17 protein-coding genes are annotated in these 24,305 nt (G+C 40.3%); 12 read left to right on the top strand and 5 right to left on the bottom strand.

Going from position 1 to position 24,305, the window contains the following annotated elements:
- Positions 1 to 15 precede the first annotated feature (15 nt).
- Complete coding sequence (locus ASC84_RS18535) at positions 16 to 1,305, top strand: NAD(P)/FAD-dependent oxidoreductase (protein WP_056517439.1); 1,290 nt, start codon at positions 16 to 18, stop codon at positions 1,303 to 1,305.
- 166 nt (positions 1,306 to 1,471) lie between these two features.
- Positions 1,472 to 2,257, top strand: a complete 786-nt coding sequence (gene hisIE / locus ASC84_RS18540; protein ID WP_056517442.1) for a bifunctional phosphoribosyl-AMP cyclohydrolase/phosphoribosyl-ATP diphosphatase HisIE — start codon at positions 1,472 to 1,474, stop codon at positions 2,255 to 2,257.
- A gap of 59 nt (positions 2,258 to 2,316) precedes the next feature.
- Here the strand turns inward: hisIE and ASC84_RS18545 are convergent, their stop codons facing one another.
- Positions 2,317 to 4,314: a PhoX family phosphatase gene (locus tag ASC84_RS18545; RefSeq protein ID WP_056517444.1), complete on the bottom strand. Its 1,998-nt coding sequence runs from the start codon at positions 4,312 to 4,314 to the stop codon at positions 2,317 to 2,319.
- A gap of 261 nt (positions 4,315 to 4,575) precedes the next feature.
- On the opposite strand from ASC84_RS18545, the gene ASC84_RS18550 reads away from it, so the two are divergent.
- From ASC84_RS18550 to ASC84_RS18590, 9 genes are all read left to right on the top strand, one after another.
- On the top strand, positions 4,576 to 6,069 hold the full coding sequence (locus tag ASC84_RS18550; protein ID WP_004725463.1) for a UvrD-helicase domain-containing protein: 1,494 nt from the start codon (positions 4,576 to 4,578) through the stop codon (positions 6,067 to 6,069).
- 93 nt (positions 6,070 to 6,162) lie between these two features.
- A complete protein-coding gene (locus ASC84_RS18555) occupies positions 6,163 to 7,536 on the top strand; it encodes an AAA family ATPase (RefSeq protein WP_056517447.1) in 1,374 nt (457 codons plus the stop codon).
- Positions 7,537 to 7,985: 449 nt separating this feature from the next.
- Positions 7,986 to 10,823 carry a monovalent cation/H+ antiporter subunit A gene (locus ASC84_RS18560; protein WP_056517450.1) on the top strand — a complete coding sequence of 946 codons (2,838 nt, stop codon included), beginning with the start codon at positions 7,986 to 7,988 and terminating at the stop codon, positions 10,821 to 10,823.
- Between the two features lie 3 nt (positions 10,824 to 10,826).
- Positions 10,827 to 11,192 (top strand): Na+/H+ antiporter subunit C, encoded by a 366-nt coding sequence (locus tag ASC84_RS18565; RefSeq protein ID WP_004725457.1) that lies wholly within the window; start codon positions 10,827 to 10,829, stop codon positions 11,190 to 11,192.
- Positions 11,192 to 12,994, top strand: a complete 1,803-nt coding sequence (locus tag ASC84_RS18570) for a monovalent cation/H+ antiporter subunit D (protein WP_056517453.1) — start codon at positions 11,192 to 11,194, stop codon at positions 12,992 to 12,994. Before ASC84_RS18565 ends, ASC84_RS18570 begins: the two co-directional genes overlap by 1 nt.
- Positions 12,995 to 13,516, top strand: a complete 522-nt coding sequence (locus ASC84_RS18575) for a Na+/H+ antiporter subunit E (protein ID WP_004725454.1) — start codon at positions 12,995 to 12,997, stop codon at positions 13,514 to 13,516.
- On the top strand, positions 13,513 to 13,788 hold the full coding sequence (locus ASC84_RS18580; RefSeq protein ID WP_056517457.1) for a monovalent cation/H+ antiporter subunit F: 276 nt from the start codon (positions 13,513 to 13,515) through the stop codon (positions 13,786 to 13,788). Before ASC84_RS18575 ends, ASC84_RS18580 begins: the two co-directional genes overlap by 4 nt.
- 23 nt (positions 13,789 to 13,811) lie before the next feature.
- Complete coding sequence (locus tag ASC84_RS18585; RefSeq protein ID WP_034615073.1) at positions 13,812 to 14,192, top strand: Na+/H+ antiporter subunit G; 381 nt, start codon at positions 13,812 to 13,814, stop codon at positions 14,190 to 14,192.
- 733 nt (positions 14,193 to 14,925) lie between these two features.
- Positions 14,926 to 15,552 carry a riboflavin synthase gene (locus ASC84_RS18590; protein ID WP_056517460.1) on the top strand — a complete coding sequence of 209 codons (627 nt, stop codon included), beginning with the start codon at positions 14,926 to 14,928 and terminating at the stop codon, positions 15,550 to 15,552.
- 42 nt (positions 15,553 to 15,594) lie between these two features.
- On the opposite strand, the gene ASC84_RS18595 is transcribed toward ASC84_RS18590, so the two are convergent.
- Both ASC84_RS18595 and ASC84_RS18600 read right to left on the bottom strand, forming a co-directional pair.
- Complete coding sequence (locus tag ASC84_RS18595; RefSeq protein WP_056517463.1) at positions 15,595 to 16,485, bottom strand: metal-dependent hydrolase; 891 nt, start codon at positions 16,483 to 16,485, stop codon at positions 15,595 to 15,597.
- A 573-nt stretch (positions 16,486 to 17,058) separates the two neighbouring features.
- On the bottom strand, positions 17,059 to 17,412 hold the full coding sequence (locus tag ASC84_RS18600; RefSeq protein WP_056517466.1) for a helix-turn-helix domain-containing protein: 354 nt from the start codon (positions 17,410 to 17,412) through the stop codon (positions 17,059 to 17,061).
- A 90-nt stretch (positions 17,413 to 17,502) separates the two neighbouring features.
- Here ASC84_RS18600 and ASC84_RS18605 point away from each other — a divergent pair, with 90 nt between their 5' ends.
- Complete coding sequence (locus ASC84_RS18605) at positions 17,503 to 18,051, top strand: NAD(P)H-dependent oxidoreductase (protein ID WP_056517469.1); 549 nt, start codon at positions 17,503 to 17,505, stop codon at positions 18,049 to 18,051.
- A 75-nt stretch (positions 18,052 to 18,126) separates the two neighbouring features.
- On the opposite strand, the gene ASC84_RS18610 is transcribed toward ASC84_RS18605, so the two are convergent.
- Positions 18,127 to 19,548 (bottom strand): FAD-dependent oxidoreductase, encoded by a 1,422-nt coding sequence (locus tag ASC84_RS18610; protein WP_004725441.1) that lies wholly within the window; start codon positions 19,546 to 19,548, stop codon positions 18,127 to 18,129.
- 90 nt (positions 19,549 to 19,638) lie between these two features.
- Positions 19,639 to 24,114, bottom strand: coding sequence for a glutamate synthase large subunit (gene gltB / locus ASC84_RS18615; RefSeq protein WP_171252559.1), 4,476 nt, complete (start codon positions 24,112 to 24,114; stop codon positions 19,639 to 19,641).
- Positions 24,115 to 24,305: the final 191 nt, after the last annotated feature.

Raw genomic sequence — 24,305 nt, forward strand, 5'->3', positions numbered from 1 at the left:
GCACTTACTCTAATAATGAATCAAACTAAAACGCCAAAATTTGCCATCGTCGGTGCAGGAACAGCAGGGCTTGCTACTGCAATTTTACTCGCACAACAAAATATTCAGGTTACTATTTTTGAGAAAGTATCTGAGCTTGAACCTGTCGGTGCTGGCTTATTGCTTCAACCGTCTGGACTTGCAGTTTTTGAGCACTTAGGTGTGCTTGATGATGCGGTTAAACTCGGTGCAATGGTCACAGGCTTAGAGGGACAACTCGCCAATGGTTTTAAACTGGTAGATAGTCATTATGCCCAAGCCCATCCCGATTTTTATGGTTTAGGTATCCATCGAGCAAGCTTATGTCATGTTTTGCAAAACAAATGCCATGAATTTCCTGAACTGATCACTTGGCACATGAATGCCGATATTGAAAAACTTAAAGAATCAGCAGATGAAATCCGAGTTTTGGGTAGGATCAATGGTGAATCTTTTGATGAAGTCTTTGATAGCGTTATTGTTGCCAATGGTGCACGAAGCCAGTTAAGACCGATCGAATGGGTTAAAATCGATCAAGCTTACCCTTGGGGCGCGAAATGGACTATTGTGCCTGAATGCTTGCAGCTTGATACTCAAATTTTGCACCAATTTTATGATCGCTCTAAGATCATGATGGGAATCCTACCTACAGGCGCAATTCCCACTCAGCCCAAGCAACGACTTTCCAGCATCTTCTGGAGTCTTCCAACCGATCAGCTTGGAAATTTTTTGCCTCATCAACAAGCCCGTGCTGAGTGGTTAAAAACGCTATCCAAACGCTGGAAGCCCGCAGCTGAATGGTTAGAGCAAGTAATCGCTAATCCTGAAGAAAAACAACAATGGCTTTCTGCCCATTATCGCGATGTAGTGCTCTCTAAATTTGGGCAAGGTCGCATCGGTATCATTGGAGACGCTGCACATGCCATGAGCCCACAGCTTGGACAAGGTGCAAATATGGCGCTTTTAGATGCATGGGCTTTGGGACAAGCAGTTCAAGTTGCCCGAAACAATCAAACGATCGATTATGCAAAGCTATGGCAGTGCTATCACCAACATCGCAAAAGCTCATCTGCATTCTATCAATTTTTAAGCCGTTTACTCACGCCCCTTTACCAGTCTGATCTTTGGTGGGCAGGCGGTTTACGAGATCTAAGCTTCTCTTGGATGTACCGTATCCCTTATTTTCGTAAAGAAATGGCAATCACTGTGTCGGGATTAAAATCGGGTATGTTTAGTCAAATGAAGTATGAAGATATTGCTCGATCATCCTTGGCAAGAGAAAAATGATGCACACTCAAGTTGCCAATTCTGTAATTTTAAAACGTGAGCAAGCGTTTCAATCTCGACTCAATCCATAATCAATATTTTCCTAAAATGCTGGAAATAACGTACACTATACAACCGCTGCCATGTCAACGTAGCGCTCTTTCTTTTTATAACTTGGTGAAATCCTATGAACAATCTGCAATGGCTCGATGAAGTAAAATTTAACGAACAAGGACTTATTCCTGCTATTGCACAACATCATCAAACTGGACGTATTTTGATGGTGGCATGGATGAACCGTGAAGCATTACAACTGACTGCTGAAAAAATGCAGGGCGTTTATTTTTCTCGTTCACGAAATAAATTATGGTTTAAAGGCGAAGAGTCTGGCCATTTTCAAACCGTTTACGAAATCCGTTTAGACTGTGATGCAGATGTCATCGTCTTACAAATCGAACAGCATGGTGGAATCGCCTGCCATACAGGTCGAGAGTCTTGCTTCTATCGCAAGCTCACTGCAACTGGTTGGGAAATTGTCGATGCACAATTAAAAGATCCAAATGCAATATACGGTGAAAAACCTTCATCGAATTCGCATACTATTGCCATGAATACATCCAATGCGCAGGCTGAACAGGTCGAAGTATTGGGTTATTTAGGCAAAATGATGGCTGAACGTAAAGCAGCTGATCCAGATTCTTCTTATGTGGCAAAGCTTTACCACAAAGGTTTAAATAAAATCTTAGAGAAAATTGGTGAGGAAAGTATTGAAACCATCATTGCCGCAAAAGATTTTAAATCTGAAGCGTGTGAAGATCATAAAAATGATCTGATCTATGAAGTTGCAGATCTATGGTTCCATACCATTGTGATGCTTGGCTATTTTGAGTTGGATGTGCAATTGGTACTCAACGAGCTTGCACGCCGTCAAGGGCTTTCTGGTTTAGTTGAAAAAGCCAATCGAGATCATTAATTTGGGATTTATAAAAAAGGCAGCGAAATTTCGCTGCCTTTTTTATTCAAAAATCGAAATTAAGAAGATTTTTTCTCAACCGAAGGGGCAATCGGGTCTGCTGTTAAATAACCCACTGCTGCTGCAAAACGGTCTTTATAATTCGCACGAATCAAAGGATCCAAAGTTGCTTGAACCTTACTATGTAAAGAACCCCAATCCCCTGGATGCTGGAAGTTACTCATAATATAAGTCCAACCATTGATTGAATCGACTGCATGTAAACCTGTAGATTCAGCACCTGCTGGGCAAGAAAGAATACGATCTAATTTCTTGGTGTCTACGTTATACGCCCATAAGTAGTTATTCACATGGTTACCACTGTCTTCACCAATGAATAATGTACGGAATGTTTCAGAGAACTTTAAGTTATCTGCACTTGCAATCGTGTTTGGATCAGAAGTGTTACCAATACCTAGTGGATCAGCAGCCGCATCAATATCCTTACCGATTAACAGCATATGCGATTGATAAGGTACCCACTCACTGACGATTGGACTACCTGATTTATCACTCTTAGACCCTGCTAGATCATGTGCAACAATTCCACCTGCTGAAATTTTCTTAGCGAATGACACGTTATGCGTATCGACCCAAGCCGCATTGCCTTTGATCATTGAATCTTGAATATTGGCTAAAGCAGAATAAGCAACTTTGTCTTTGGCATTGACTGTTGTGCCTTCCATTTTTGTAAATGCCATACTACCGCCCATCAAAGCAGCGTAACGATGGGTCTCTAAGAATGCTGCTGCTTTTTCCATTCCAGATTTAACTTTCACCCAAATGGTTTTCTTTTGTAGAATGATTTTAGTATAGCTTGCATCTTGTGGATCTTTGTCCAAGCTTTCCATGATCTCTGTTGGTTGAATATTTCTAACATTCACCAAATCTTCAATTTCTTGGCTAGTTGCATGACCCAATTTAATCCATTGAATTTGTGCCGTTGAGGTTTCATTCAACTCATTCAAATACTTCGCAACATACAATGTTCCCGCAGATAAGTCTTTTTCTTTATCTGCAACAAACATGAACAAGCCACCATTGGTATAGTCATCACCCATTAACGCAGTACGATTATCTGGCATAACTTGGATCAGTTCATGTGAGATACGACCTAAACAATAATGTTTTTTTGCAGTACCTGTACCATCTTTGTTCACTGTAATTTCAGGCAAATGTCCATAGTTGTATGGTTTTGCTGAGGTTTCATCACCATAGACGTTTTTACTATAGGCTTTCATTGTTGCCATATCAGTGCCTAAGCCCTGACCAAATGCATCTGGCTCGTATTCTTCACTTGAAAGGTGTGTTCCCCAAGGCGATAAACTTGCACCACACGTAATCCATAAACCATGTGCTTTAGACATATCTACATTATGATATTTAACTAAAGTTAAATGACCTGTTTTCAGGTCTTGATCCAGTGAAATTACCCCAATTGGTGATGGCAATTTACCATACATATCATTGCCAGCTAAATCACGAGTGGTATATTCAAATTGCACCACCGCAAATACTGGGTTGCCTTTTACACCATCAACCTTGGCATCTTTCACCGTCAATAATGAAGTACCATCTGGGCAATCTGAAAAGAATTGACGTTCTTTGCCAGCTACAGATTTATCCATAATTGGTTGGTTTTTAATATCATAATAACCACCAGCCAAGATCTTCCCACCTTTTCCATCACTGATCATATCGCCTGTTTGGAAGAAGGTCTTATAGGCAAGTTTGTAGTCAGTCTTGCTATTGTCATCCCAAGTTACAGCTAATCCAGAAGCAACTGTTGTTGTTGCCATTGCTGCTGCATTTGCCAATGTTGGTGCATCCATCGGCGTAAATGTTGCAGATTTTAATTTAGCTGGATTGATCGGCGGTTTAACTGCAGTATTTTTATCATCATCGTTACAACCTGCTAGTGTGGCTGAAGTTGCCATTGCCCCAAGTGGAAGAAATGGAATGCTGGCTAACCAAGTAAGCACTTCACGGCGTGTATGTCGGCTGGCTGAATTTGTCATAACTTTATCCGAATATGTTTTAGAATTTTCCCGTGCTCAGTTTAGAAAGCCGTTATGACAATCTAGTTTCACTTTTAAGTCATTTTAAAGACAAAAGCCCCAATACCTCATATTATGATAAAAATGATCAGGATACGCCCCGCAGATTCTTAGCATAGTCGTTTAAATAACATCTTGTTAGATTTCACCCTAGTGCTGAGCAATTTTTGCTATACTCTGTCCCATATTGAATTTTCAAGCTAATAAGATTTTATAAATACTGTGCCTTATTCTTTTACACCCACATCTGAGCAAAGCTTTGCAATCGCAGAAGCGAAAAAAGGACAATCATTTAAAGTGATTGCCTATGCTGGCACAGGTAAAACCACGACTTTGCAGTTAATCAGTGATGCGATGACGGAGCGCCGTGGGATGTATTTGGCTTTTAATAAGGCAATTGCCACAGAAGCACAGAATAAATTTCATCAAAATGTAGATTGCCGCACCTTCCACTCTTTGGCTTTTCGTAGTGTGTCGCGTGGAGTAACCGATAAATTACGCCTGCCGCGTTTAAGTCCCAGCTTTATTGCCAAAGAATATCGCCTCGAACCGATCACACTTAGACGTTTAATGGGCGGGCGTTATGAAAAATATGTGCTAATGCCCAGCCGTTTGGCGAGTTTAGTTGCCAATGCTGTAAGCTATTTCTGCTCGACCAGCTCACAATATCCAGCACCACGTCATATCCAAGCACCAAGTTGGCTGCATGCAGATGATATCGAGTCTTTACAAAAACATCTTTACCCTGCTGTAGAAAGACGTTGGTTAGAGTCGATTGATACCAATCATCAAGCAGGCATAGGTCATGATATTTATTTAAAACTCTGGGCATTATCAGATCCATTTATTCCGGCAGATTATGTGCTCTTTGATGAAGCACAAGATGCAGATCCATTAATGCTTGGTATTTTATTGCGTCAGCGTAATACTCAAGTGATTTATGTGGGTGATGCACATCAACAAATTTACGCATGGCGTGGTGCGGTCAATGCCATGCAACAAATGCCACTTCCTGAATCTCGTTTAACCACTTCATTCCGTTTTGGTGATGCGATTGCAGATGTGGCCAATCATTTGCTCGGTGCATTGGATGAAACTGTGCCTTTATTGGGCAATCCTGAAATGAAATCGAGTGTGGTCAATAAACCACATACTAAAATGCGTGATGCGATTTTATGTCGCACCAATGCACGTGCAATGGAGTTGCTTCTTTCTGGTCTCGTGCAAGGCGATAAAGTTGGACTACAAGCCGATCATGCAAAACTCAACCGTTTTGTTGATGCGGCAAGTTTGCTTAAACAAGGCAAACGTGTTGTGGATGTGCCTGAACTGGCCTGGTTTAACTCTTGGCATGATGTACATGAATACTGTGAAACCAATGACGGTAGTGATATCAAACCCTTAGTCAAATTGGTTGACGATCACGGTACGGAACCACTCAAAAAAGCACTTGCTAAAATAACCCCAATAGAGCAAGCTGATTATGTGATTTCAACAGCACATAAGGCCAAAGGGCTAGAATGGAATCGTGTCCATATCGAAGATGATTACCAATTTAAAATAAACGGTTTAGAACATAAAATCAGCGATGAAGAATTAAGACTGTTATATGTCGCCTGTACACGGGCGAAGGTCAGCTTAAATATTCATCACATCTATGATCTCGTGCAACAATTGAAAGTAAAAGCGCCATTTAAAAATAAAGCAACAGCATAAAGTTTTTGACCAATTCATCTGTCACAGCGAAAAAAATCGCAAGGTGAAAATATCAACAGCCTTTTATGCTGTCAGTCAATTTTCAGGTATCCTATGAGACTAGCAGCAATTCATTTTCGCCACACATACCATTTTGCTGATTTAAAAATAGACTTTAATTATAAAAACAAACCAATCAGTTTAATTGTTGGCGAACAAGCCAGTGGAAAAACGGCAATTATTAAAAATATTTACCAAGCTTTGACTTGGTTTCCTGCACGTCTAAAAGATTTGCGCACACCTGGTGTGGTAATGCTCGACCAAGACATTATGCAAGATCGAGTGCAATCCAAAATAGATGTTAAAATCAGTTTCCCAATAGAGTTTGGTCAACTCGCAGAAAGCACTGCAACAGCAGAACAAGATCCACAAAGTTGTCATTGGCAATTATATAAAACCTTAAATAGTTCTGGTGTTGGTCTGAGTAAAGTTGACTTAGTACAACTCGAACAATTGGTAGAACGTTATAATCTAGTGCTCAAAAAAGATCCTGTTCAAGGCTTACCTTTAATTGCCTACTACCCTACTGAACGATTTGTAAATGAAGTGAATATTCTCAATAAAAATAATCCTATTATTTTACAAGCGCACAATGCCTATGAATTAGTACCGATTCCATATACCACCTTTGCACGATTTTTCGAATGGTTTCGAGAAATCAGTGATATCGAAAATGCGCAAATCGCGCAACTTTTTCAAAGTGTTTTAGCACAAAAAGAATCTTCAAATCAAAGTGATGAGGATTTTCAAAGTATTTTATTTCAAGCCCGTTCTCAGTTACATGCACCCAGCTTAAAAGCCTTAAAGCAAAGCTTAAGTATCGTTCTTCCTGAAGTCACAGATCTCTATTTAGAATATCAACCCAAATTACAATTGATGGTCACTTATAAAAATCAAAGTCTGACTTACTCACAACTGTCGAATACGGTTAAAAATTGGCTGGCCTTAGTCGGTGATTTGGTACGTCGCATGTGCATACTCAATCCTTTAAGTCTTTATCCTTGTGAAGAAGGTGAAGGCATCTTACTGATTGATCAAATTGATGTTGATTTAGACCAATTTGGCCTACAGTTAATTCTCGATCGTTTAAATCAAGCCTTTCCTCGTTTACAGATCATCGCCACAGCCAGCCATGAAGAGCTGCTTGAGCAAGCCGACGAATATCAATGTTTTAAACTGGACAATAAAAAGCTTTATGAAATTCAGAACAATAAAGTATGGCAAGAATACCAAGATATTTATGCAAACTTGCTCAAAGAGGTTCCCAAAAGCGCTGAACAGGACTTGCTTGAACCCGAACCCAATCTGCCAGTAAATGTTCAACAGCTTTTTGAGCAGTTTAAACACCTGAGTGAAGAACAAAAGACCGAATTAAAACGTTTAATGCAGTCTGGTGATGACCAAACGTCACATAAGTTCTTATTATAAAAAACCTCAGGCTAAACCCGTCAATAGCAGACAGTGAATGATCATCAATTGTGAAACACTGTCTTTTATACTCCATTCTCAAATCATGAATATATTCACGTTCATATTCATTGTTCTATAAAATTCCAAACGCACTAGATTGATGGTTACCGCATGATTTTCAAGCAGCAAAAAGTCACATGAAGCGTATAATTACAAATGTTTGCGTAAAAAACGACAAAATAAATTGATGTTATTCTACTCATGTAATAAGATGAAAAAATCAATTTAAATTAGATTTTTCAATGCAAATTGATTTTCTAATCGCTTTCTCAAGTTGCGCAACACAACTCATTTTTTAATTACTAATTTAATTCGGCTTTCAAGATTTAAGTTATTGGACTGTTCCTTGCATTCCTCAAATCCTTGAAAGATAAGATTCACATAGGTTTCACGACCTATTCACGACAATGGATACGCGTGTGCTTCCGATTATTATTCTTTTACCATTAATACTTGGCACTATCGTTGTTCTGTGGCTGAAGCAATTCTCTCGCGGGGTAACAGCCTTAGGGGCAATCGGGGTCAGTTTAAGCAGTTTTATCCTGCTGCTGACTCAAGCGAAAACAGTATTAAGTGGACAAGCCGTTTTAGAGCAGTGGCAATGGCTACCTCAAATTGGTATTGATTTTAGTTTCCGATTAGATGCGTTAAGTTTAATTTTTTCATTGCTGATCACGGGGATCGGCACACTGATTTATATCTATGCCTATTATTATCTAAACCCAAAAAATTCTCTGAGTAAGCTCTATGCATTGTTGATGCTGTTTATGGCCGCAATGTTGGGTATTTCTTTATCGAATAATTTAATTATTTTATTGGTTTTTTGGGAATTGACCAGTATTTCATCATTCTTGTTAGTAGGCTATTGGAGTAACTACGACGCCGCGCAACGTGGTGCACGGATGGCACTCACCATCACAGGTATGGGTGGCTTAGCCATGCTGGGTGGATTTATTCTGATTGGTCAAATCGCAGGAACCTATCAAATTGACCAACTCACCATGATGGCGAGTACAATTCAAAATAGTGGTTTATTTGTTCCCGCTTTATTGTTGATTTTATTGGGTGCATTTACCAAAAGTGCGCAATTCCCCTTCCATTTCTGGCTGCCTAATGCCATGGCAGCACCAACCCCTGTCTCAGCCTATCTACATTCAGCAACCATGGTAAAAGCAGGGATTTTTCTGGTTGCACGCTTATTGCCAATCTTTGTTGGCTCGGCACTGTTCCATAATCTTGTCACCACAATTGGTCTGCTGACCTTATGTATGGCAGCATTTTTTGCCATCTTTAAAGAAGATTTAAAAGGCTTACTGGCTTATTCAACCATCAGTCATTTAGGCTTGATCATGTGCCTTTTGGGTATAGGCTCACCTTTAGCCGTGGCTGCTGCAGTTTTCCATATTATCAATCATGCAACCTTTAAAGCGGCATTATTTATGCTCGCGGGGATTATTGACCATGAATCTGGTACGCGGGATTTAAGAAAATTAAGTGGGCTTTGGCAACTTCTTCCATTCACAGCAACATTAACCATGATTACCGCTGCAAGTATGGCGGGTGTACCTTTGACCAATGGCTTTATCTCGAAAGAAATGTTCTTTACTGAGCTATTGGCAAACTTATCTGGTGGCTATGTTGTGTTAGCCGCGATTGTTGCAACATTGGCAGGTTTATTTGCGGTTGCTTACTCGGTTCGTCTGGTACATGGCGTATTTTTTGATGGTGATGTGGGGCCTAATGTTCCCAATAAAAATGCCCATGAGCCGCCAATCGGTATGCGATTTCCAGCAATCATATTGGCAACTTTATGTATTTTAGTGGGGATCATTCCTGCACTGTTGGTTGAAAACATTGTCAATGCGGGAACACGCGCATCAACACAAATTGCCAGTTTTGAAGGGGTTCATTTAGCCATCTGGCATGGTTTTAATTTACCGTTACTGATGAGTGCAATTGCCTTAATTGGTGGTGTAATTTTCTATTTCGCCTTGGCCAAAGGCGGGCGAATTCGTGAAATTGATCTTGATCCACGCTTAGGTCGTTTCCAAGGCAAATTATTATTTGAAGATTTCCTTAAAAATCTCTTGCTGATTTCACGCAAAATTAAGAAAAAGACTGAAACTGGCTCATTACAAAATTATTTATTGTGGATTTTGGCCTTAAGTATTGCCGTGGTTGCCACGCCATTGATCAACCAAAATTTAACTACAGGAACACGTGAACTCACACATGCACCCTTTACTGCAATCGTGTTATGGCTCTTATTATTCTCCGCCTGCTGGATGATGCTGTGGTTCCACCATGAACGTATCAAAGCGGTTCTGATTAGTGGTGCAATTGGTTTGGTCGTGACGATGATTTTCATCACACTCTCTGCGCCAGACTTAGCACTGACACAAATTACCGTGGATGTTGTCACAACAGTTCTGCTATTGATGAGTTTATCACTGCTTCCTCAATTAACCCCTTATGAATCCAGCCAAACCCGTCGTTGGCGTGATGCAGTCATTGCAATTGGTGGCGGTATTGGTATTGGTTGGATTACCTGGTTAATCATGACACGTGATCATAACTCGATTTCATGGTTCTTTGTTCAGCAGTCAATTCCGTTAGGCGGTGGCTCAAACATTGTCAATGTCATTCTGGTTGATTTCCGTGGTTTCGATACCTTTGGTGAAATTGCCGTATTGGGTATCGCAGCCATTGGTGCACTGTGCATGATGGATGGGATGCGTGCACATGGCACTACGATCACTCAAGGCCTGAGCTATCGTTTCAATCCATCACCGCTGATGTTCCGTATGACGGCTTCATGGGTACTGCCGATCGCACTTGTGGTAAGTCTGTATATTTTCCTACGAGGACATAATTATCCAGGTGGCGGCTTTATTGCAGGCTTAATTACCTCCATGGCATTGGTGATTCAATATATTGCGATTGGACAAGATCAGGCTGAAAAAATGCTGCGTGCTCAATCTGGTCGTTTATACGAAATCTGGATTGGTTTAGGGCTGATCATTGCTGGGCTTTCAGGTCTGGCTTCATGGTTCTGGGCACGTCCGTTTCTTACCAGTGCACATATTTATGTGGAATCAGGGCTATTTGGCAAATTCCATCTTGCCTCTGCTGCCGGATTTGACCTTGGCGTATACGTCACGGTTGTTGGTGCAGCAATGTTACTCATTTCTGTTTTAGGCGACTCTAGACATTCAAGCATGTCTGGTCCAGTACCCAAGGAGTAATGCATGATCAGTTTAGAATTTTTAATTGCATCTGCGATTGGATTATTGGTTGCCTCAGGAATTTATCTGATTCTTCGTGCACGTACCTTTCCAGTCGTTCTTGGATTAGCCATGATTGGCTATGCGGTCAATATCTTCCTGTTTTCGATGGGAAGAATACAAATCAGTTCACCTGCGATTTTAACCCAAGCCAGTAAAGTCACTGACCCTTTGCCTCAAGCTTTAGTGCTAACCGCAATTGTCATTGGCTTTGCAACGACTGCTTTTATCGTTCAATTGGCATTACGCAGTCGTTATGAGTCTGGGACAGACCATGTAGACACCAAAGAGGAACCGAGTAATTTTGACCCACGTGAGGATGAGCCATAATGACCAGCTTTTTAGATTTTTGGTATGCTCATTCTCCAATCCTGAGTATTTTAATTCCTGCATTTACAGGCTTTATGCTGATTTTATTAGGTAATCCTGGTTCAGGCGCTTTAAAACATGATTGGCGACAACCTTGGCGCCGTGGCATTAGCTTAATCTCGGTTATCCTTGGACTCGCCACTGCAATTGCTTACCTGATTCAAGCCAATACCGGGAAAATTTTTGTTTATCAACTTGCTGAATGGTCTGCACCATTTGGGATTGTCTTGGTACTGGATCGTTTGTCCGCGTTAATGCTTGTTCTCACCTACACACTTGCCGCGCCTATATTGTGGTTTGCCAGCAAAGAATGGGATGAACGTGGGCGTTATTTTCATGCCATGTTCCATCTTCTTTTAATGGGTCTGACTGGTGCATTCTTAACAGGTGACTTATTTAACCTGTTTGTATTCTTTGAAATATTACTGATGGCATCTTATGTCTTGCTGTTACATGGTCAAGGCAAAGCCCGTTTCCAATTAGGCATTCACTACGTCACCATCAACTTACTGGCTTCTGCTCTATTCCTCATCGGTTTAGGTATGATTTATGGCAGTGTGGGCAGTTTGAATATGGCCGATGTCGGTCGTTTATTGCCAACATTGGAACATGATCAACATCGTCTTGCTCTAGCAGGTGGTTTGCTTCTATTTGTTGTATTTGGCATCAAAGCAGCCATGTTACCTGTGGGTTTCTGGTTGCCAAAAACCTATGCTGTTGCCGCGACACCTGTTGCTGCTATTTTCACCATCATGACCAAAGTGGGTGTGTATGCAATTTTACGGGTCAATGGTACTGTCTTTAATGATCAGCTTGGGCAAACGATCTTTAGCAACTACTTATTGCCAATTGGTTTAATCACATCATTATATGGTGTGATCGGTGCACTGGCAGCTGAACGCTTACGCCGCTTCGTTGGCTTTATGGTGTTATCCTCAGTCGGAACGATTTTAGTTGCCATTGCCATGTTTAACACACCAGCATGGGCTGCTGGGTTGTACTACCTCGTTCATAGTACCATCATAGCCGCTTCGTTCTATTTGCTCTGTGGCTGGATTACCTCACAACGTGGTGCAATGAAAGATCATCTCAAAGTCGCACCAAAGATGAAGCAAGACAAAGTCATTGCCATGACGTTCTTTCTTATCGCTTTGATGATGGCAGGTTTGCCGCCATTTAGTGGTTTTTTAGGCAAAGTCTTAATCTTACAGGCAACTGCAAACTTGGCTGCACAAGGCTGGATTATTGCGATTATCTTGATTGTGAGTTTTTTAAGTATTCTGGCATTTACACGAGTCGGATTTATCCTGTTTTGGCGAGCGACGACACCTGAGGACAATCCGAAAGAAGAGGCTTATACAGCCTATCAGGACTTACCCGAGCAAGCCCCTGCACGCAATGACAAAAGTGTTTACCTGCTATTGGTAGGACTGATTGTCTATGTCGTTTGTGCTGCTCCAATTTTAAATTATGTTGAAAAAACAGCGCTGCAAGTTTCTGATGCATCACTTTATCAACAGCGTATTTTAAAATTGGATGGGCATGGTGAAACTATCAGTGTACAACCTTTCGATCCGCACTATGTACCTGAAACAAAATACAATGGTGAAATGGTTGATCCAAATGCACACTATATTCCCTATATCATTAGCCCAGAAACCCTAAAAGGCGAACATATCTCTGAATTTAAGCAACGCCAAATTCAGGGGCAAGAACAGCAACAACATGTTGAAAATGCTCAACTCAAGCCTATGGAGCAATAAATGCAAAATAAATCATTATTCGCTCGTATTTTACCGCATCCTTTTGTGTCGGTGATTGTGGCAATGAGTTGGCTCATGTTGAACCATAGTGCTGAAAGCTTTGATTTTGTTGTGGCAATCAGTTTGGGATTAATCATTCCTAAACTGATTCAACCCTTTATCATTCATACACCCAATATTCATTGGAAAAGCGCCATTCAATTATTTTTTGTGGTGCTATGGGACATCATCGTCAGCAATATTAAAGTTGCTAAACAAGTCTTAGGCCCAACCAAAAATCTCACCCCAAAATGGTTTCGAGTTCCATTGGAAACTGACCATGAACATGTCAATACTTTACTGGCGATGATCATTACCACCACACCAGGTACAGTCAGTGCTGGAATTGATCAAGAACGTGGCGATATTTTGGTTCATGCACTAAGTTGTGATGATGTAGATGCAGAAATTCAAGCCATTAAAACCCGCTATGAAGTTCCGTTAATCGAAATCTTTGACCTGCAAAGAGGAGCACGTTCATGAGTATTTTACCTTATGCACTTGGCATTTGCCTGCTCGCTGTGACCCTCTCTATGTTGTTATGTTTGATTCGTTTGGTGATGGGCCCTTCTATCGTAGATCGATTATTGGCACTGGATACATTGTTTTTAAATGCAACCTGCTTAGTTGTCATTCTTGGTATTTATTGGGCCAGCACCTCAATGTTTGAAGGTGCATTATTGGTTGCAATGCTTGGCTTTGTTTCAACTGCTGCACTGGCTCGTTATTTTACAACGGGTCATGTGGTTGATTAAGGAGAAAGTACATGGAAAATAATATGCAAATAGTCATGGAAATTATCGTTTCATTCTTCTTGATTGTCGGTGCATTTTTTACCTTGGTGGGTGGCATAGGTATGGTCAAATTACCAGACTTATTTATGCGTCTACATGCACCGACCAAATCCAGCACCTTGGGCTTAGGCAGCTTTTTAATCGCGGGGATGATTTACGCAGCGTTTAACAGTCGTTTAGGTTTTGCAGAGTTATTGATCACCCTGCTTGCCTTTATTACAGCCCCAGTATCAGCAAACTTAATTGCGCAGGCAGCAATTCATTTACGTCTGCGTTCAACCTCTGGTGATGTACCTGAAGCGATTAATCGTCCTTTACCATGGCAACGTCAAAAAATCATAAAACAGTTTAAAGATAAGATTTAATTCATTTTATGACTGATTGGTTGATTGGTTGATTGGTTGATTGGTTGATTGGTTGATTGGCTAAATTGAATTGGACTGAGTGTAAATGCATATTGACTTAGTCCGATTTAAGCCACAATCAAGCTTAGATCGTCTGAAATACATTATCATCAAACTATAGTCAACCTGTTAAAAAACGCATACACAAGAATATAATTTCTCTTGATTAATATTTCTAATTAAATCAATTGTATGGAAAAATAAATTGTTTGATTATAAAAAAGTTTGCAATGCCACACCTTACATTCAAAGTTTAAATACCGTTGCGTAGGCGATGCCTCACTTTTCAGAGATGAAAAGATGACAAAAATCTTCAGTTTGGCGAGGGGTACGTCCTGTACCCCCGCCCAACGGCGACATCCATGTCGCCACACGGTAGGACAACCATCTAAGATTCAAAAATACAAAAAACGAATTGATAACGAATAGTTTCTAAAGGTTCATGAGAAATATAAATTTATTTATAATCAATGATCTGTATAATGATTTAGGTGATTTGACTATATAATCAATGATTTAGACTTTTCCCTATAAAATAAGCCTGTGCAAACCTTACTGCTATATTCATTCTCTTTTAAAAAATCATCTAAGTATGATGTTAGACTCTTCTATACAACATAAATCTAAAATTTAGCCCTAGTCCTCTTCAATGAAATCTGTACAATAAAAATCAGCTAAATAAAAGAGATCAGCGATGTATACAGGTATCGTTCAAGGCTTAGAAAAAGTTGTAAACATCCAACAAGGTGATAATTTTACAACCCTTTATATTTCCAATGAAAATGGCTTTTTTAACGATGTTTTTATTGGTGCCAGTGTTGCAATCGATGGGACATGCCTAACCGCAACACGTTTTGATGCTGTTGCAAATATAGCCTCATTTGATGTTTCAGCACTGACCACTTCTCTCACTACATTACAATTTTTAAAAATTGGTGATGAAGTCAATATCGAAAGATCTATCAAAGCAGGCATGGAAAACGGTGGGCACAATATTTTTGGGCATATCGAAGGTATGGCAACCATTAAAGATGTGGTTCATACCGGTGAAACGCTACACATTGATATCGTTATTCCAGATGACAATATCAAATACTTCTTTAAAAAGGGCTTTATTGGACTGCAAGGTTGCAGCTTGACGGTCAATCGCGTAGATCGGAAAACCAATGAAATTTCAGTGGATTTAATCCCCGAAACCTTACGTTTGACGACATTTAAACATGTCCAAATTGGTGGCAAACTCAATTATGAAATTGACCAAATGACCCGCACTATGGTCGATACTTTAGAAAGTATCCATCAACGTCAGCAAGAAGACTAAAAGCCAATTTTCTAAATTGGCCCTTTGATCTAAAAGATTGTCTTAACTATATAACGGCAGGTGCACTTCATCTTGGAAACTTTCCATTCCATAATCATCTGCCAGCTTTTCTTTCCAGTACGCCACAATCTTCGAATAATCAATTTCATCAGGATGAAAGTCAGATTTGTAATAAGATAAATATTCAGGAATCAATGAAATCAACATTTTAGAAATCATATATACCCCAAAGATATTTTGCGGCACTTTAGGTAAACTTTTTCTCCAGTCTTGCATAAACAAACGGGTAGCCGAATAAAACGTTAAACTTGCAAAACCCGTAGTCACATTACGCATCACTGTACGACGCGTCCGATCATCTTTATAAATCGCCTGATATACATCAAATGCCACTGCACGATGCTCAATTTCTTCGATTGCATGCCATACCCAAAGTTTAACCGCATCATCATCCAGAGTGCTTAAAACTTCAGGATGACGAAGAATATAGCCACCCAATAATGCAGTAAAATGCTCAAAAGCTGCGGTAACAGCAAGTTGTAATTTTGGATGTACACTTTTAATCAGTGCATCTCGACGTGCTAACCATGCTTGAAAACTGTCTAAGTTATAATCATCACGGCGCCATGCATCATTAAATTCAGTATGGGCTTTGGAGTGCATGGCCTCTTGACCAATAAATGCTGCAATTTGCGCTTGCAATTTTTCATCCGTGATTTTGTCACGTACATTACGCACACTATGTACAAAGAACTGCTCACCAATCGGAAATGTTGAAGAAAGCGCAGTCAATAAATGTGACATCACAGGAGAATTCGCAAAAAAATGTCTGCGAATTGCTTTTGGGTTAAAGCTTGGTTTACGGACTTTAATACCAATAGCTTTAGGACGATTTAAATATGATTTTTCTGCCGTCGCTTGAACTGTTGACATAAGGATAATCCTACATTTGTCTGAATTTAAGCTATATTGGCACAATCTCAATATTTGTATATTGCAGAATCATCCACACAGTTGACCTAAAATATCATTTTCAAAAAAACACATGGCTTAATTAAAAATCTAAAAAAATTAAAAACATAATTTATTGATATAATTAAACTTATTAAAAATAAACATATTTCTTATATTCACAAAAAAGTGCTTTATCGTTTACACAAAGCCTAAAATCGAGATTTATAAGCATGCTTTTATTGACTTAAATGACATTTTTCAATCAGGTTGAGTTGTGTTTTCATTTTTAAAACAATCACATAGGATCCATTCAAAATTAGAACTCAATTTATAAATATTTATGCTTGCAACGTCATATAAACATTCAACAAAAAAGCATGTGTTTTATAGAACCCAAACAAATATGATTCGTCTAGGAACTTTTTTCTATTAAAAAAACAAATTGTTGCTTTAGTGTGATTGGCAAATTTTATTGCTAAATTGCACTTTTCGTCGCTTTTCCATAGCCGATTTAACCATTAAAACTACTTATTTCAATGCCTCCACTTTGAATCAGTTTTGCTCTGAAAAGCCATGTGCCCAAGCAGATAAAGCGTCCAGTACAGGAATAAATGTTTGACCAAATGCAGTTAATTCATACACCACTTTGACTGGAGGCTTGTCACCAAATACGGTTCTGGAAATAAAACCATTCTTTTCCAGTTGCTTGAGTTGCAAACTTAAGGTCATTTCTGTGATATCTGGCATATCACGCTTAAGTTGATTAAAGCGTTTTGACTCCTCCTTTAGATAATAAAGAATCACTGTTTTCCATTTCCCACCGATTAAATCCATCACCATACTAATCGGACAATGATAAGTCTTATCGTGAAAAGTCACTTCACAGGTGTTTTGCTCAGTATTCATTTTTCTGCCAGCTATCAAAATGGATAGTTATTGTACATAAAAACTATAATATTTATATTCACTATAATTTTTATAGTGGGAAAAACCAAGATGGCATTACTGATTTTAGCGCATCCCAGTTTTACTGAATCTGTCGCAAATAAAACCATTGTCGATGAATTATCAAGAACTCAAACTGATTTAGAAATTCGCCATATTCATGATTTATATCCAGATTATCAAGTCGATATTGCTGCAGAACAAAGTGCACTATTAAGACATGAGCTGATCATTTTACAATGTCCTATGTACTGGTTCAGTATACCTGCCATTTTAAAAATTTGGTTTGATCAAGTATTTACCTATCAATTCGCCTATGGTTCCAAAGGAGACAAGCTTAAAAATAAAAAGCTTTTGCTGAGTATGACCATTGGCCAACCTGAGCAGAATTTTAGTACAGAACAACAGCATTCATTATTGGAGGACTTTTTATCTCCAATTCAAAAATCAGCACTTTATACCGGAATGGAATATTTAAAACCCGTGTTCTTATATGATATTTCAACTGTTTTAGGACATACACATACTGAAATCAGAACTCGGGCAAAACAACATAGCTTAAAGCTAAGTCATTATCTGCAAACGATTGACTCAGATTAATTTTTTGATTTTTTTTGCATTAAAAAGCCCGCATGACTGCGGGCTCTTAAATAGATGTTATTTAATGTCTAAAAATTAAACATCAAGATAATCCAAAATTCCTTCAGCAGCTTCACGACCTTCCCAGATTGCAGTCACCACCAAATCAGAACCACGTACCATATCTCCGCCCGCAAAGATTTTTGGATTAGAGGTTTGGAATTTGAATTGTTGTTTTTCAGCTGCAATGACTCGGCCAGAACCATCTAACCCAATATTTGCACCTGCAAACCATTCTGCTGGGCTGGTACGGAAACCAAAAGCCAGTAATACCGCATCTGCGGGTAAAACTTCTTCAGAGCCTGGAATCGGTTCAGGACTACGGCGACCACGGCTATCAGGGTCACCCAGCTGGGTAGTCACAACTTTTACACCCGTCACTTTACCGTTTTCACCAACGATTTCGATTGGCTGACGGTTGAACTGAAAGTCCACCCCTTCTTCACGCGCATTTTTCACTTCACGACGTGAACCTGGCATATTTTCTTCATCACGACGGTAAGCACAAGTTACCGACTCTGCGCCCTGACGGATTGAAGTACGGTTACAGTCCATTGCAGTATCACCACCGCCTAAAACGATGACTTTTTTGCCCTGAACACTAATGTATTCAGATGGATCTTTTTCCCAACCTTGTGTACGGTTAACATTTGCAATCAAGAAATCCAGTGCATCATAGACACCATCAAAATCTTCACCTGCAAAGCCACCTTTCATATAGGTATAAGTTCCCATACCCATAAATACAGCATCATAGTCTGCAAGCAATTGATCGATGGTGATATCTGTACCAATTTCAGTATTTAAGCGGAATTCAACACCCATACCTGTGAAAATTTCACGGCGGCGTTTCATCACATCTTTTTCCATTTTGAATTCTGGAATACCAAATGTAAGCAATCCACCAATTTCAGGACGCTTGTCAAATACAACAGGTTTTACCCCGTTACGAACTAAAATATCTGCACAACCTAAACCTGCAGGACCTGCACCAATAATGGCAACTTTTTTGTTGGTCCATTTTACCGATGACATATCTGGACGCCAGCCCAAAGCAAAGGCGGTATCGTTGATATATTTTTCGGCATTACCAATGGTCACAGCACCAAAACCATCATTCAGGGTACAAGCACCCTCGCATAAACGGTCTTGTGGGCATACCCGACCACATACTTCTGGCAAGGTATTGGTTTGATGGCAAAGCTCAGCCGCTTGGAAAATACGTCCTTCTGCGATCAGTTTTAACCAGTTTGGAATATAGTTATGTACTGGACATTTCCATTCACAATATGGATTACCACAGCCTAAACAACGGTGGGTTTGGTTTGCTGCAACTTCCGCTGTAAAAGGTTTATAAATTTCCACAAACTCTGCTTTGCGGACATTAATATCTTTTTTCTCTGGATCTTGGCGTGCTACATCCAGAAATTGAAAGTCATTATTCAGGCGTTCAGCCATGTCTCTCTCCGTGGGTGAGCGTGGATAACTTCATTCGCTTGTGTATATCTGCGAAGTTATCCACACCTACCTAAAATTTGAGTAGTGGAATTATTGTGGATCTGCTTGAGTTGTTTTCAAAAGCGTTTGTAAATTAGCCGCTTTTGGTTTCACCAGCCAGAATTTACGGCTATAGAAATCAAACTCGTTGCGAATCTTGTACGCCCAAGCACTACCTGTTTCAGCAATGTGTTCATCTAAGATACGAAGTAAGAATTCTTGATGTTCTTCCATCGCTTCTGTAGAAATACGGTTTAATTCAATCAATTCGTGGTTGTAGTAATCAACAAAGTCGTTATCTAAGTCAAGTACATAAGCAAAACCACCAGTCATACCTGCACCAAAGTTGTGTCCAACTTTACCCAGTACAGTCACGATACCGCCTGTCATATATTCACAGCAATGGTCGCCTGCACCTTCAATGACCGCAAACGCGCCAGAGTTACGCACAGCAAAACGCTCGCCCGCTGTACCCGCAGCAAATAATTTACCGCCTGTCGCACCATACAAACAGGTGTTGCCGATAATTGCTGTTTCTTGGGTTTGGAATGGTGAACCTTTTGGTGGGAAGATCGATACTCGACCACCTGCCATACCTTTGCCCACATAGTCGTTTGCATCACCTTCAAGGCTGATATGCAAACCACCCGCATTCCAAACACCCAATGATTGACCCGCAGTTCCTTTTAAATTCACTTTAACAGGATGTGCTTCCATACTGAGGTTGCCATAACGTTTGGCAATTTCACCTGAGAGACGTGCACCAATTGAACGGTCACAGTTGCCCACAGTGAAATGGAATTCACCACCGGTACTTGCTTCAATCGCAGGCAACATTTCTGCCACCATTTTCTCAGCAAGAATACCTTTATCAAAAGGTTCATTGCCTTGTACTTGGCAATATTGCGCTTTGCCTTCCGCAGATGGGTGTGATTCTAACAATGCACTTAAATCTAAATGTGCATGTTTATCCGTTTCACCTGGCAACATCTCAAGTAGATCAGTACGACCGATCAAATCTTTCAATGATGCAACACCTAAAGCAGCCAACCATTCACGTGTTTCTTCCGCGATAAAGTGGAAGAAATTAATCAGCATTTCTGGCTCGCCAATATAATGCTCTTGACGTAAATGATCTTGCTGAGTTGCCACGCCTGTTGCGCAGTTATTTAAGTGACAAATACGCAGGTATTTACACCCAAGCGCGATCATTGGGGTAGAACCAAAACCAAAGCTCTCCGCACCTAAAATCGCAGCTTTAACCACATCTAGACCTGTTTTCAAACCACCATCAGTTTGTACACGTACTTTACCACGCAGGTCATTGACACGAAGTGCTTGATGCGCTTCTGAAAGACCCAATTCCCATGGCGAACCTGCATGGTGAATAGAGGATAAAGGTGAAGCAGCTGTACCGCCGTCATATCCAGAAATGGTAATAAAATCTGCATAGGCTTTTGCAACACCCGCTGCAATTGTTCCCACCCCTGGCTCTGATACTAACTTCACAGACACCATGGCTTGTGGATTAACTTGCTTTAAGTCAAAGATCAGCTGTGATAAATCTTCAATAGAATAAATATCATGGTGTGGTGGTGGTGAAATCAAAGTCACACCTGGAACCGAATAACGTAAACGCGCAATTAAGCCATTCACTTTACCGCCCGGTAACTGACCGCCTTCACCTGGTTTTGCACCTTGCGCTACTTTGATCTGTAACACTTCAGCAGATGTTAAATATGCAGGTGTTACACCAAAACGACCTGAAGCAATTTGCTTAATTTTAGAGTTACGAATAGTGCCATAACGTGCAGGATCTTCACCGCCCTCACCCGAGTTCGAACGACCACCGATTGTATTCATTGCGATCGCAATGGCTTCATGTGCCTCTGGTGATAATGCACCTAAAGACATGCCAGCGGAGTCAAAACGTGGCAGAATTTCTTCTACTGATTCAACTGCTTCTAATGGAATAGAATGATCAGTTTTGAGTTTTAATAAGTCACGAATCGTTGCAATTGGACGTGTGTTAACCAACTCTGCGTATTCTTTAAAGTCAGCATAATTCCCTGAACGCACTGATTTATGCAACGCATTGATCACATCAGGGTTAAATGCGTGGTATTCCTTATCAAAGACAAACTTGAGCAAACCACCTTGTTCAATTGGCTTACGTGCTTTCCAAGCAATATCTGCTAGTTTTTTTAAGTCATTTTCAAGGTCAATGAATGTTGCACCTTTAATACGGCTTGGCACACCTGTAAAGCACTTACTAACAACTTCTTCAGATAAGCCGACTGCTTCAAATAACTGTCCACCACGATAAGATGCGACTGTTGAAATCCCCATTTTTGAGAGGACTTTAAGCAACCCTTTATCAATACCTTTGCGGAAATTCGCTTGTGCATGAATTGGATCACCCAGTAACTCACCTTTTGCAATCAAATCGTTGATCACATCATAAGCCAAATATGGGTAAATCGCAGTTGCACCAAAACCTAAGATCACGGCAAACTGATGTGCATCACGTGCAAGTGCAGTTTCAACAATGATGTTTGCATCGGTACGTAAACCTGCATTAATCAAGAAGTGATGAATTGCACCCGTCACCATTGCTGCATTTGCAGGTAAAAAGCCTTCACGGATTTTACGATCTGAAATGACCAATAAGGTTTTACCATCACGAATCGCCTGTGCAGCTTCTTCACAAATACGTGAAATCGCGGCTTCAAGACCTTCAACTACAGGATAATTCAAATCAATATCTGCAATTTCGTAACCTTTACGACCAAGGGTACGAATCTGATGCATTTTAGAATTTGACAGTACAGGGCTCGATACAATTAAACGATCTGCATGCTCTGGACCTTGTTCAAATACATTTTGCTCACGGCCAAAACAGGTTTCCAATGACATGACAATTGATTCACGTAATGGGTCAATCGGTGGATTGGTCACTTGCGCAAATTGCTGACGGAAATAATCCGTCACATGACGCACTTGGCGAGACAATACCGCCATTGGTGTATCATCACCCATTGAACCTACAGCTTCCTGTCCACTTTCAGCGATTGGACGAAGCAGTTGATCACGCTCTTCAAATGTCACCATAAACATTTTTTGAGCCGCTTTAAGGTCATCACCTTTTAAGCCTTGATCACACAAATACTCTTCAAGCTCCGGACTACCTTGCAAGCGAACTGAGTTTTCACGTAACCATTCACGGTAAGGACGCATTTTTTTCAGATGATTGCTCACATCTTTGGTATCGAGCAATTTTCCAGTCAATGTATCAATCACAAGAATTTGACCAGGACCTACACGACCTTTAGAGATCACATCTTCAGGTTCATAACCCCACACACCAATTTCTGATGCTAAAGTGATATAACCATTTTTAGTGATTACCCAACGTGCAGGGCGTAAGCCATTACGGTCTAACATACAAATTGCATGACGACCATCTTGGATCACTAGACCCGCTGGGCCATCCCAAGCTTCCATATGCTTAGAGTTGAATTCATAAAATGCACGTAAATCTGCATCTAATGTTTCAACGTTTTGCCACGCTGGTGGAACAAGCATACGTAATGCACGGAATAAATCCATCCCGCCACCCACAAGCAGCTCAAGCATATTGTCCATACTTGATGAGTCTGAGCCTGTACGGTTTACAATTGGATTCAGCTCAGTAATGCCTGGCAATAATGGGTTTTCAAATTTTGGGGTGCGTGCCACTGCCCAGTTACGGTTAGCAGTAATGGTGTTGATTTCACCATTATGTGCCAAATAACGGAACGGCTGTGCTAGTGGCCAACGTGGTAAAGTATTGGTCGAGAAACGCTGATGGAACACAACAATGTGTGAGTCCAAACGTTCATCGGCAAGGTCTGTATAGAATTCTGCAATATATGCAGGCATCATTAAGCCTTTATAGGTGATCACTGTAGAACACAGTGTAGTCACATAAAAATATGGATCAGCTGTTAATTGTTGTTCTGCACGACGACGTGCCATAAGTAACTTACGGTTAAATTCAACCTCAGTCACACCCATTGGGCAATTTACAAAAATTTGTTCAAATGCAGGTAAAGACTGCATTGCGATTGAACCCAAGGCATCATTATTGGTTGGAACGATACGCCAACCAATGACTCGGCAACCTTCTTCTTCAATTTCATGGGTTAGAATTTGCTTTGCATGGGCCGCAAGTGCTGGATCTAAATTTAAAAATATCGTCCCGACCGCAAAAATTTCACTCAGTGTAATGTCACTGATCTTTTTTGCTTCTTCACGGAAGAATGCTTTAGGCATAGCCAAGAGCAAGCCACAACCATCACCGGTCTTACCATCTGCGGCAATACCACCACGGTGCGTCATACAGCTTAGACTATGAATCGCGGTCTTGACTAAATCATGACTCGCATCACCCTGCATATGGGCAATCAAGCCGAAACCACAGTTATCTTTAAACTCATCCGGTTGGTATAAACCTTGAGCGGGAGCTACAGTGTTAGGCGATGGCATGTGCATAGCGTACCCTTCTTTCTACATAGGCCCATGAAAGGGCGAAAAACATTCGAACACTCAATTACGATTTTTAAGTATTTTCTTAGCTCAAGTAAACCACTGAGTCAGAATCGAATACCAGTCTGTTTTTACTTTAATTGCAAGATTGTTTTACAACTTCCGCACTGAAATAAAGCACTCAATCAGAC

The organism is Acinetobacter sp. Root1280 (assembly GCF_001425285.1).
GTDB lineage: Bacteria > Pseudomonadota > Gammaproteobacteria > Pseudomonadales > Moraxellaceae > Acinetobacter > Acinetobacter guillouiae.